Source organism: Klebsiella sp. Q11 (genome assembly GCF_964241505.1).
GTDB lineage: Bacteria > Pseudomonadota > Gammaproteobacteria > Enterobacterales > Enterobacteriaceae > Klebsiella > Klebsiella michiganensis.
In genome coordinates this window covers 158,716-168,583 of the sequence record NZ_CAXSXW010000012.1, presented here as the reverse complement: position 1 = coordinate 168,583, position 9,868 = coordinate 158,716, and the positions used below count along the sequence as shown (strand labels likewise).

The 9,868-nt window shown below is 59.7% G+C and carries 9 protein-coding genes; 6 read left to right on the top strand and 3 right to left on the bottom strand.

Annotated elements, in window-relative coordinates; translation table 11 throughout:
- Positions 1-328: 328 nt before the first annotated feature.
- Both cstA and ACESQ2_RS19950 read left to right on the top strand, forming a co-directional pair.
- On the top strand, positions 329-2,434 hold the full coding sequence (gene cstA / locus ACESQ2_RS19955; protein ID WP_004135432.1) for a pyruvate/proton symporter CstA: 2,106 nt from the start codon (positions 329-331) through the stop codon (positions 2,432-2,434).
- Between the two features lie 56 nt (positions 2,435-2,490).
- On the top strand, positions 2,491-2,688 hold the full coding sequence (locus ACESQ2_RS19950; protein WP_004130340.1) for a YbdD/YjiX family protein: 198 nt from the start codon (positions 2,491-2,493) through the stop codon (positions 2,686-2,688).
- Here ACESQ2_RS19950 and ACESQ2_RS19945 read toward each other — a convergent pair.
- From ACESQ2_RS19945 to ACESQ2_RS19935, 3 genes are all read right to left on the bottom strand, one after another.
- The gene (locus tag ACESQ2_RS19945; protein WP_373171148.1) at positions 2,685-3,089 is read right to left on the bottom strand and encodes a helix-turn-helix domain-containing protein; all 405 of its coding nucleotides are present in this window, start codon (positions 3,087-3,089) and stop codon (positions 2,685-2,687) included. The genes ACESQ2_RS19950 and ACESQ2_RS19945 overlap by 4 nt on opposite strands.
- Positions 3,070-3,363 carry a type II toxin-antitoxin system RelE/ParE family toxin gene (locus ACESQ2_RS19940; RefSeq protein ID WP_071889425.1) on the bottom strand — a complete coding sequence of 98 codons (294 nt, stop codon included), beginning with the start codon at positions 3,361-3,363 and terminating at the stop codon, positions 3,070-3,072. The genes ACESQ2_RS19945 and ACESQ2_RS19940 overlap by 20 nt, the downstream gene beginning before the upstream one ends.
- 185 nt (positions 3,364-3,548) lie before the next feature.
- Positions 3,549-4,637: an oxidoreductase gene (locus ACESQ2_RS19935; protein ID WP_373171146.1), complete on the bottom strand. Its 1,089-nt coding sequence runs from the start codon at positions 4,635-4,637 to the stop codon at positions 3,549-3,551.
- Between the two features lie 160 nt (positions 4,638-4,797).
- On the opposite strand from ACESQ2_RS19935, the gene ACESQ2_RS19930 reads away from it, so the two are divergent.
- The 4 genes from ACESQ2_RS19930 (at position 4,798) to ACESQ2_RS19915 (ending at position 9,742) form a co-directional block, all read left to right on the top strand.
- On the top strand, positions 4,798-6,300 hold the full coding sequence (locus ACESQ2_RS19930; protein WP_049071011.1) for a sugar ABC transporter ATP-binding protein: 1,503 nt from the start codon (positions 4,798-4,800) through the stop codon (positions 6,298-6,300).
- The gene (locus ACESQ2_RS19925; protein WP_014228367.1) at positions 6,297-7,295 is read left to right on the top strand and encodes an ABC transporter permease; all 999 of its coding nucleotides are present in this window, start codon (positions 6,297-6,299) and stop codon (positions 7,293-7,295) included. The genes ACESQ2_RS19930 and ACESQ2_RS19925 overlap by 4 nt, the downstream gene beginning before the upstream one ends.
- A 144-nt stretch (positions 7,296-7,439) precedes the next feature.
- The gene (locus tag ACESQ2_RS19920) at positions 7,440-8,504 is read left to right on the top strand and encodes a sugar ABC transporter substrate-binding protein (RefSeq protein ID WP_014228368.1); all 1,065 of its coding nucleotides are present in this window, start codon (positions 7,440-7,442) and stop codon (positions 8,502-8,504) included.
- Positions 8,501-9,742, top strand: a complete 1,242-nt coding sequence (locus tag ACESQ2_RS19915; RefSeq protein WP_004848703.1) for an LVIVD repeat-containing protein — start codon at positions 8,501-8,503, stop codon at positions 9,740-9,742. The genes ACESQ2_RS19920 and ACESQ2_RS19915 overlap by 4 nt, the downstream gene beginning before the upstream one ends.
- Positions 9,743-9,868: the final 126 nt, after the last annotated feature.

The following is a 9,868-nucleotide window of genomic DNA, read 5'->3' as shown; positions in this document are numbered from 1 at the left end:
CCCGGGGATACGCCGGGATGAATGCATCGGTGCGGCTTCTTCCCGGGTCGCGCTGCGCTTACCCGGGCTACGGGTTCACCATCGTCTGCGGACCGGTAGCCCGGACAGGCGCGTCAAGCGCCGCCTCCGGGGAAACAGGATGCGATGCAGTGACAGATTATCCCTCCCCGTTTTCATCCATTTTCCTGCCAGAAGTGATCTCGCTTGCAATGTGAGATAAATCCTTGCCGTCAGGCGACATCTGCAACGTTTCAAAGTTGTTAAAACTTCCATTGTGTTCTAGAAACAACTTGTAACATCCTGATTACCCTACCTGTGGAACACAATGATGAATAATTCAGGGAAATACCTCATCTGGACACTGCTCTCCGTTATCGGAGCCTTTGCCCTGGGCTATATCGCGCTAAACCGGGGTGAACAGATCAACGCGCTGTGGATTGTCGTCGCGGCAGTCTGCGTCTATCTGATCGCCTATCGCTTCTACGGCCTGTATATCGCTAAAAATGTACTGGCGGTCGACCCGACGCGCATGACCCCGGCGGTGCGTCACAACGACGGCCTCGACTACGTTCCGACCGACAAAAAAGTGCTGTTCGGCCACCATTTTGCGGCCATTGCCGGCGCGGGGCCGCTGGTCGGCCCGGTGCTGGCGGCGCAAATGGGCTACCTGCCGGGAATGATCTGGATTCTCGCGGGCGTGGTGCTGGCCGGGGCGGTACAGGACTTTATGGTGCTGTTCGTCTCCACTCGCCGCGACGGACGTTCGCTCGGCGAACTGGTGAAAGAGGAAATGGGCCCGACCGCCGGCGTACTGGCGCTGGTGGCCTGCTTTATGATCATGGTGATTATCCTCGCGGTACTGGCGATGATCGTGGTGAAAGCGCTGACCCACAGCCCGTGGGGGACTTACACCGTAGCCTTTACCATCCCGCTGGCGATTTTCATGGGGATCTATATTCGCTATCTGCGCCCTGGGCGCATTGGCGAAGTGTCGGTGATTGGCCTGGTGATGCTGGTGTTCGCCATCATTTCCGGCGGCTGGGTGGCGGAAAGCCCGACCTGGGCGCCGTGGTTTGATTATACCGGCGTGCAGCTCACCTGGATTCTGGTGGGCTACGGCTTTATCGCCGCCGTGCTGCCGGTCTGGCTGCTGCTGGCGCCGCGCGACTACCTCTCTACCTTCCTGAAAATCGGCACCATCGTCGGCCTGGCGATCGGTATCCTGATCATGCGTCCAACGCTGACGATGCCGGCGCTGACCAAATTTATCGATGGCACCGGCCCGGTGTGGAGCGGCAGCCTGTTCCCGTTCCTGTTTATTACCATCGCCTGCGGCGCGGTTTCCGGCTTCCATGCCCTGATCGCCTCCGGCACCACGCCGAAAATGCTGGCCAATGAAGGCCAGGCCTGCTTTATCGGCTACGGCGGCATGCTGATGGAGTCCTTCGTGGCGATTATGGCGCTGGTGGCGGCCTGTATTATCGACCCGGGCGTCTATTTCGCGATGAATAGCCCGATGGCGGTGCTGGCTCCGGCGGGCGTGACCGATGTGGTGGCGTCGGCGGCGCAGGTGGTGAGCAGCTGGGGCTTTACCGTGACGCCGGATACCCTTAACCAGATCGCTCACGAAGTGGGAGAGCAGTCGATTATCTCCCGCGCGGGCGGCGCGCCGACGCTGGCGGTAGGCATGGCCTACATTCTGCACGGTTCGCTGGGCGGCCTGATGGATGTCTCCTTCTGGTATCACTTCGCCATTCTGTTCGAGGCGCTGTTTATCCTGACCGCGGTGGATGCCGGTACGCGCGCGGCGCGCTTTATGCTGCAGGATCTGCTGGGGGTGATAAGCCCCGGCCTGAAGCAAACCAGCTCGCTGCCGGCGAACCTTCTCGCCACGGCGCTGTGCGTGCTGGCCTGGGGCTACTTCCTGCATCAGGGCGTGGTTGACCCGCTCGGCGGCATCAACACGCTGTGGCCGCTGTTTGGTATTGCTAACCAGATGCTGGCGGGGATGGCGCTGATGCTGTGCGCGGTGGTACTGTTTAAGATGAAGCGCCAGCGCTATGCATGGGTCGCGCTGCTGCCGACCTCATGGCTGCTGATTTGTACCCTGACCGCGGGCTGGCAAAAGTCGTTCAGCACCGACACCAAAGTCGGCTTCCTGGCGATTGCCAACAAGTTCCAGGCGATGATCGACAGCGGAAATATTCCGCCGCAGTACACCGAGTCGCAGCTGGCGCAGCTGGTGTTTAACAACCGTCTGGATGCCGGGCTGACCATCTTCTTTATGGTGGTGGTTGTGGTGCTGGCGCTGTTCTCGATTAAGACCGCGCTGGCGGCGCTGAAAGAGGACAAACCGACGGCGAAAGAGACCCCGTACCAGGCGATGCCTGCCGATGCCGATAGCCTGGTGACCCAGGCGAAACGCGCTCACTAAGCCATCACGTTATCGCCCCTCTTTGAAAGAAGGGGGGGCGATTATGAGAGTTGAAAATGTTTGATACCCTTTCGAAAGCAGGAAAATATTTAGGCCAGGCGGCGAAAATGATGATCGGCGTCCCGGATTACGACAACTACGTGGAGCACATCCGCGCGACCCACCCCGAGCAAACGCCGATGACCTATGAAGAGTTTTTCCGCGAGCGTCAGGACGCGCGCTACGGCGGTAAAGGCGGCGCGAAGTGCTGTTAACCCTCTTTCGGCAGATACAGGCTGATCTGCTCCTGCGTGCAGCCGTAAATGGCCGCCAGCTTTTCGCGGGTGCGCTTTTGCGGGCGGGAGTCGATAGCTTCTAGCTGGGAAACCGCCGACTGGCTAATTCCGAGCTTATCGGCCACCTCCTGCTGCGACAGGCCACGCAAAATGCGCCACGCCGCCTGCAGGCTGACTTTCTCTTTATCCATGATGTCGCAGACGTCACCCGGCAGCATCACGTTGTCGTAGATATCGTGTTCTACCGGAATATCTTCAAGATCGGCTTCCGTTTCATCATCCAGCTCGGCTAGCTGCAAACACATATGGAAGTATTCGTTGTAGGGGATCACCGCGTACTGCGCTTTCCCTTCATCATCCTTAATTATCTGAACAGCCATATGGCATATTCTCCTCATGCAAATAGGTTGTTGAGGTTCTGCGCTTAACGGACACGATAAACAGGTCGCTCAGCGTCAGCCCCTGACGTGTGAAAATGACCCGATAATCCCCTACCCGAAGACGGTAATGATTCTCTGGTTTAGATAACTTTCTGACATCGGGCCGAGGAGCCGTACGGTCACCTAAATCAGCTAGCCTGCTTTTGATTCTCTGCTGATAGCGATAATCGATATTTGCCAGTTCCTTTTTTGCCACTTTTGACCAGATGAGCATGCTATGTACCTCCACTGTACACCTCAGTTGAACATAAGAAAATAATAAGTTTATAAGATAATTTTGTTACTTTCTTATGAGGGTACCCTAACGCAGAATCGTCTTCTGGCGAAGGCAGAAAAATCAGCTTTGCGAGGCGGCTCGAAAGCGCCTCCGCCGGGCGGCAGAGGCGAATAAAACGGAGATTAACCGACGAAACGTTCGACCTTTTCAAACGCCGCGCGCAGGGTTTCGGCGTTCAGTTCAACCGGCAGAAAATGGATGGACTCCACCGGGCGCAGGGTATGGGCAATTACCTGATCCAGCTGTTCGCGATTCTTGATATTCACCTCCAGCGCCGCCAGCGTGGTCGGCAGGTTAAAGCGCTGATACGCCTGCACCAGCTGCGCCAGCACCTCGTCCTGGCCGAGCAGGGCGCTCTGGACCAGAATGCCGTAGGCGACTTTGGTCCCGTGAAGATACTTCTCGGTCTGCGGCAGCACCGTCAGCCCGTTATGCACGGCATGGGCGGCGGCGACGCGGGTATAGCGCTCGCCCAGCCCGCCGACCATACCGCCGCCGGCGATGATCGCATCCACCACGTCGCGAAAAGCCTGGGTCAGCTCGCCGCGCTGCTGGTCGGCCAGCGCCGTTTCGCTGCTTTCCAGCAGCACATCGCGGATCGCCAGCGCGCCGTTGATACCCAGGCGCACGGTGAGCGGCAGCGTCTCCGGCTGCGGAGCCAGCACCACCGCTTCATACCATTTCGCCAGCGTATCGCCGATGCCCGCCAGCAGGTATTCCGCCGGCGCGTTAAGAATAATGTGCGGCTCCACCAGCACCAGGAAGTTGGCGTCGTCGAAAATCTCGAACTGCAGCGCCTGACCGGCATCGTTATACCACACCGACAGTGGCGTCCACGCCGCGCAGGTAGCGGCGATGGTGGGGATGACCACCACCGGCAGGCCGAGGCGACGGGCCAGCGCCTTCGCGGTATCGAGCAGCGCGCCGCCGCCCACGCCAATCACCACCGACCGATCGTCGCCGGATGCGCGGGCCAGCTCGCTGACGTCGCTTTCGCTGCAGTGGCCTTTAAATAATATTTTTTTGGCGCCAGGCGCGTTAAACGCTGCCGGCAGGAAAGCCTGCGCGCCCGCGATAGCCCGCTCGCCGTAAACCCACACCGCGCGTGAAAGCTGTTCATCGCTGTAAAAATCCTGCAGCCGGGCAAGGCTGCCGGGATGGGAATAGTAGTTGGCGGGGCCGGGGACCACGCGGATATCGCTGTGACTCATCAATGCTGTCCTTGTGCTGTTTCGCTAACCCGATGTTATGTCTGGACATCCGGATGGCTAATATTATTTCGCTTTATCTTATGCCTTTTATGCATTTGTCAGTCAAGGAGAGCTATGAAAAATTCGTTAAATCAGAACATTAATCGACAGGGTGCAGGGGATGACCGGCAATCGCCTTGAGATGCAAAATATTAGCCTGGCCTTTTCCGGCTTTCGGGCGCTCAGCAACGTGGCTTTCACCCTGACGGGGGGATCGGTGCATGCGCTGACCGGCGCCAACGGCGCGGGTAAGTCCACGCTCATGGCGGTGCTGTGCGGCACGCACGCCCATTACGAAGGCGAGGTGGTGATTAACAACCAGTCGGTAAGCATTCGCTCGCCGCGCGATGCCAAACTGCTGGGGATCCATCTGGTGCAGCAGGAGGTTGACGTGGCGCTGGTCCCGGGCCTGAGCATCGCGGAAAACATCATGCTCGACAGGCTGGCGGAGCCGGGGATCGCCTTCCGCTGGGGGCGGCTGCGCCAGCTGGCGCGCGAGGCGCTGGCTCAGCTTGACGTCAGCCTCGACGTACGCCGCTCCATCGACAGCTGTACGCTGGCGGAAAAACAGCAAATCCTGCTGGCCCGCGCGCTGTCGCATCACTGCCGCTTTCTTATCCTCGATGAACCGACCGCGCCGCTGGACCAAAACGAAAGCGAGCGCCTGTTTGCGGTGGTTCGCCGCCTGCAGCGGCAGGGCATTGGTATCGTGTTTATCTCGCACCGCATTCATGAATTAAAAGCGGTCTGCGACACCCTGACGGTGCTGCGCGACGGCCGGCTGATTGAGAGCGGGCCGATGGCCGACCTGAGCGGCGAGCAGATCGTCGAGAAGATGCTCGGGCATGAGCTGAGCGATATCTTTCCGCCGAAGCGGCCGCCGCATAGCGATGAGGTGCTGCTACAGGTTGAAGGGCTGCACGACGAAGGGCTGCTGCAGGATATCTCGTTGCGTCTGCGCAAGGGAGAGATTCTGGGGATCGCCGGGCTGGCGGGCGCCGGGAAAACCGAGCTGTGCAAGGCGCTGTTTGGCGCCAGCAAAAGCCGTTTGACCCGCGGCGAACTGAACAGCCAGCCGTGGCGACCGCGCGACCCGGCGGACTCGGTGGCGCGCGGTCTGGCGCTGGTGCCGGAAGAGCGGCGCAAAGAGGGCATTTTTATCGAAGAGCCGGTGGCGATGAACCTGGCGGTCAGCGCCGATAGCAGCTTCTCCCGCTGGAGCCTGTTTGGCCATCGTCAGGCCTGGCGCTGGGCGGAAGAGGTGATTGCCCGGGTGGGCATTCGGACATCGGGTCCGGCGCAAACCCTGCGCCGGCTCTCCGGCGGCAATCAGCAAAAAGTGGCGATAGGCAAATGGCTGCGCGGCAACGCCAACGTCCTGATTTTCGATGAGCCGACCAAAGGGGTCGACGTCAAAGCCAAAACGGATTTATTCAACGCGATCGACGGCCTGGCGCGGGAAGGCAAAGGGGTGATTTACGCCTCGGGCGAGTTCGCCGAACTGGTCGGCCTGTGCGATCGCATCTGCGTGCTGTGGGACGGGCGCATCGTGGCGGAAATTCCGGGCGCAGAGGCCCGGGAAGAGAACATTCTTTATTACTCCACCGGAGGAGCAGCAGCGTGAGTAAGGCCCTGGCAGTTAACGCGACGGTATCGGGCCGTCAGCGATTTTTCGATTTTCTCTACAAATGGGGCATGTTGCTGACCGTCGTCCTGCTGATCGCCGTTTTTGGCCTGGCGTCGGACAACTTCCTCGACCCGTTTAACATCATCAACATCCTGCGTTCCATCGCCATCGTGACGGTGATCGCCATCGGCGTATCGATATCCCTGACCATCGGCGGTTTCGATTTGTCCGTGGGCTCCACCGCCTCGCTGGCCAATGCGCTGGTGATTTCACTGTTTGTCTGGCACGGCTTCGGCACCACCGAGGCGATCCTTATCACCCTCGCGCTCTGCACCTTAGTGGGGCTGTTTAACGCGTTTCTGATCGTGATCCTGCGTATTCCCGACATGCTGGCGACGCTTGCCAGCCTGTTCGTGATTCAGGGCGTGGCGATGACCTACAGCTACGGCGGGTCGATCACCGAAAACATGGTGCTACCGAGCGGCGATATGGCGGAAGGCGTGATTCCGGCGGCGTTCGGTTCGCTGGGGCAGGTGCCAACGATAGTGATCATTATGCTGGTGGTGACCGTTATCGCTCAGCTGGCGCTCTCTTTTACCACCCACGGACGGCGGATGTACGCCATCGGCGGCAACCCGGAAGCGGCGCGCCTCTCCGGCCTGCGCATCACCCGTTACAAAGTGGCGGCGTACGTCATTGCCTCTCTGCTGGCGGGGCTCGGCGGCATTCTGCTGGCGTCGCGCATCGGCTCATCGCAGGTGAACGCCGGCGGCGGCTACCTGATGGATGCGGTGGCGGCGGCGTGGATTGGCTTCTCGCTGGCCGGTTCCGGTAAGCCGAACGCGCTCGGTACGCTGGTGGGGGCGGTCATTTTAGGCGTGCTTTCCAACGGCCTGGTGATGCTCTCGGTGCCCTATTACGCGATGGATATTATTAAAGGGCTGGTGCTGGCTGGCGCGCTCGCACTGACTTATTTTCAGCGCCGCATCTAAAATTTTACCCGTCATTCTTCAAATTGCAGGTGTGTTGGCTGCGTTCACTCACCCGAATCACTTACTTATGTAAGCTCATCGGGATTCGTTTACTTGCCGCCGTCCTGCAATTCGAATTATTTAGGGTAACAAAAAGGAAACACTATGAAAAAGATAACATTTTCACTCATCGCGCTGGGGTTGTTCAACGCTGCAGCGGCCTTTGCTGAAACCCCGACGCCGCTTCCGGCTGCCATTGCTGAACACAGCGGGCCGATTCGCATTGCGGTGATCCGCAACCTGGGCTCGGACGATAACACCACTCAGTTTGTCTCCGGAGCGATCCAGGAGGGGAAAAAGCTCGGCTTTAAAATCAGTACCTTCCTCAGCAACGGTGATGACGCCAAATTCCAGGACTTCGTTAACCAGGCGATTAGCCAGAAATACGACGGCATTATCCTTTCTCAGGGGCGCGACCCCTACGCCACCGCGCTGGTGAAAAAAGCGGTGGACGCCGGGATCAAAGTCTCGGTCTTTGATACCGCGGTAAACGGCCAGATCCCGGGCGTCACCGTCACCCAGCAGGATGATGCTTCGCTGACCGAGCTCTCCTTTGGCCAGCTGGTGAAAGATTTCAACGGCAAAGCCAATATCGTCAAACTGTGGGTTGCGGGTTTCCCGCCGATGGAGCGTCGCCAGGCGGCCTACCAGACGCTGCTTAAACAAAACCCCGGCATCAAAGAGCTGGAATCCATCGGCGCGGTCTCTTCCGACGTGCAGGGCGATACCGCCAACAAGGTCGGCGCGATCCTGGCGAAATACCCGAAAGGTAAAATTGATGCCATCTGGGGAACCTGGGACGCCTTCAGCCAGGGCGCCTATAAAGCGCTGAAAGAGAACGGCCGCACCGAGATCAAACTCTACAGCATCGACATTTCCAACCAGGATCTGCAGCTGATGCGCGAATCCGGCAGCCCGTGGAAGGTGAGCGTAGCGGTGGATCCTAAGCTTATCGGCGCCACCAACGTGCGCCTGATCGCCAATAAGATTGCCGGGGAACCGACGCCTGCGACCTACGACTTTAAGGCGGCGGCGATCCCGCAGGCGCTGCTGGCGGCGCAGCCGGGGGCGGTTAACGTCGCCTCGCTGGGTAAAATTATCCCGGGCTGGGGCCAGACCGAAGACTTTATCGCCCCGTGGTTCGCTACCCTGGAAGCGAAAAACAAATGAGTGTTTTGCCAACACCAGAATACAGCCGCAATATGCGGCTGATCGGGCATAGCGATCAGGGAGGACGCCCGGACGGCGTTCAGCTGATGGTCCATCGTGGTTTTGCCTATATCGGCCATATGGTCTCGCAGGGCTTTTCCGTGGTGGACGTGCGCGACCCTAAACATCCGCAAACGGTCAACTACATCGCCGCGCCGCCCGGTACCTGGAACGTCCATTTACAGGCGCACGACGATCTGCTGCTGGTGATCAACGCCCGGGATCTGTTCGCCGATGCCCGCTTCGCCGACGAGAAGGTTTACTACACCCGTTCGGTGGGCGAGACGGTCAGCGACGTACGGGATAGGGGCTGGAGCGCCGGGCTGCGGATTTTTGATATTTCCACTCCGGATAAACCGCGAGAGATCGCCTTTCTGTCGCTTAACGGCATCGGTATCCACCGAATCTGGTACGTCGGCGGACGCTGGGCCTACGTTTCCGCGCTGATTGACGGCTTTAGCGACTACATTTTCCTGACTATCGACCTGGCCGACCCGCGCAAGCCGGAGGTCGCCGGGCGCTGGTGGCTGCCGGGGATGAACCAGGCGGCGGGGGAGACCGCGCAGTGGCCGGAAGGCAAGCGCTATGCCCTTCATCATGCGATTATCGCCGGCGACACCGCCTACGGCAGCTGGCGCGACGGCGGCCTGACCCTGCTCGATGTGCAGGACCGCACTCAGCCGAAGCTGATTAGCCACCGTAACTGGAGCCCGCCGTTTGGCGGCGGCACCCACACCGCGCTGCCGCTCCCGGATCGGGATCTGCTGGTGGTGCTTGATGAGGCGGTGCTGGATAACCAGCAGGATGGCGAGAAGCTGATCTGGCTGTTCGACATTCGCGACCCGACGAATCCGGTGAGTATCGCCACTTTCCCGCAGCCGGACGAAGCTGACTACGTGGCGAAAGGGGCGCACTTTGGCCCGCATAACCTGCATGAGAATCGTCCCGGCAGCTTTGTCAGCTCAACGCTGATTTTCGCCACTTATCAGAACGCGGGCGTTCGCGCTTACGATATTTCCAACCCTTATCGGCCGGTGGAAACCGGGGCGCTGGTGCCCGCCGCGCCGGCGAAAATGATGGATACCCGCCCCGGTCGCCCGCGGGTGATCCAGTCCTGCGACGTGTTCGTCGACGCGCAGGGAATAATTTACAGCACCGACTATAACGGCGGGCTGTCGGTGATTGAGTATCTGGGGTAGGGGATTGTGGGTTGTTGCCTTCCCGGGTCGCGGCGTAAACGCCTTACCCGGGCTACCGGATTGCAGACGGTGGCGAACCCGTAGCCCGGACAGATGCGAAGCATCGCCTCCGGGGAAAGAGGCACA

What these genes read in the sequence shown, in the direction of transcription:
- cstA (WP_004135432.1), top strand. Translation starts at nt 329, where the DNA reads ATGAATAATTCAGGGAAATACCTCATCTGGACACTGCTCTCCGTTATC.
- ACESQ2_RS19950 (WP_004130340.1), top strand. Translation starts at nt 2,491, where the DNA reads ATGTTTGATACCCTTTCGAAAGCAGGAAAATATTTAGGCCAGGCGGCG.
- ACESQ2_RS19945 (WP_373171148.1), bottom strand. Translation starts at nt 3,089, where the DNA reads ATGGCTGTTCAGATAATTAAGGATGATGAAGGGAAAGCGCAGTACGCG.
- ACESQ2_RS19940 (WP_071889425.1), bottom strand. Translation starts at nt 3,363, where the DNA reads ATGCTCATCTGGTCAAAAGTGGCAAAAAAGGAACTGGCAAATATCGAT.
- ACESQ2_RS19935 (WP_373171146.1), bottom strand. Translation starts at nt 4,637, where the DNA reads ATGAGTCACAGCGATATCCGCGTGGTCCCCGGCCCCGCCAACTACTAT.
- ACESQ2_RS19930 (WP_049071011.1), top strand. Translation starts at nt 4,798, where the DNA reads ATGACCGGCAATCGCCTTGAGATGCAAAATATTAGCCTGGCCTTTTCC.
- ACESQ2_RS19920 (WP_014228368.1), top strand. Translation starts at nt 7,440, where the DNA reads ATGAAAAAGATAACATTTTCACTCATCGCGCTGGGGTTGTTCAACGCT.
- ACESQ2_RS19915 (WP_004848703.1), top strand. Translation starts at nt 8,501, where the DNA reads ATGAGTGTTTTGCCAACACCAGAATACAGCCGCAATATGCGGCTGATC.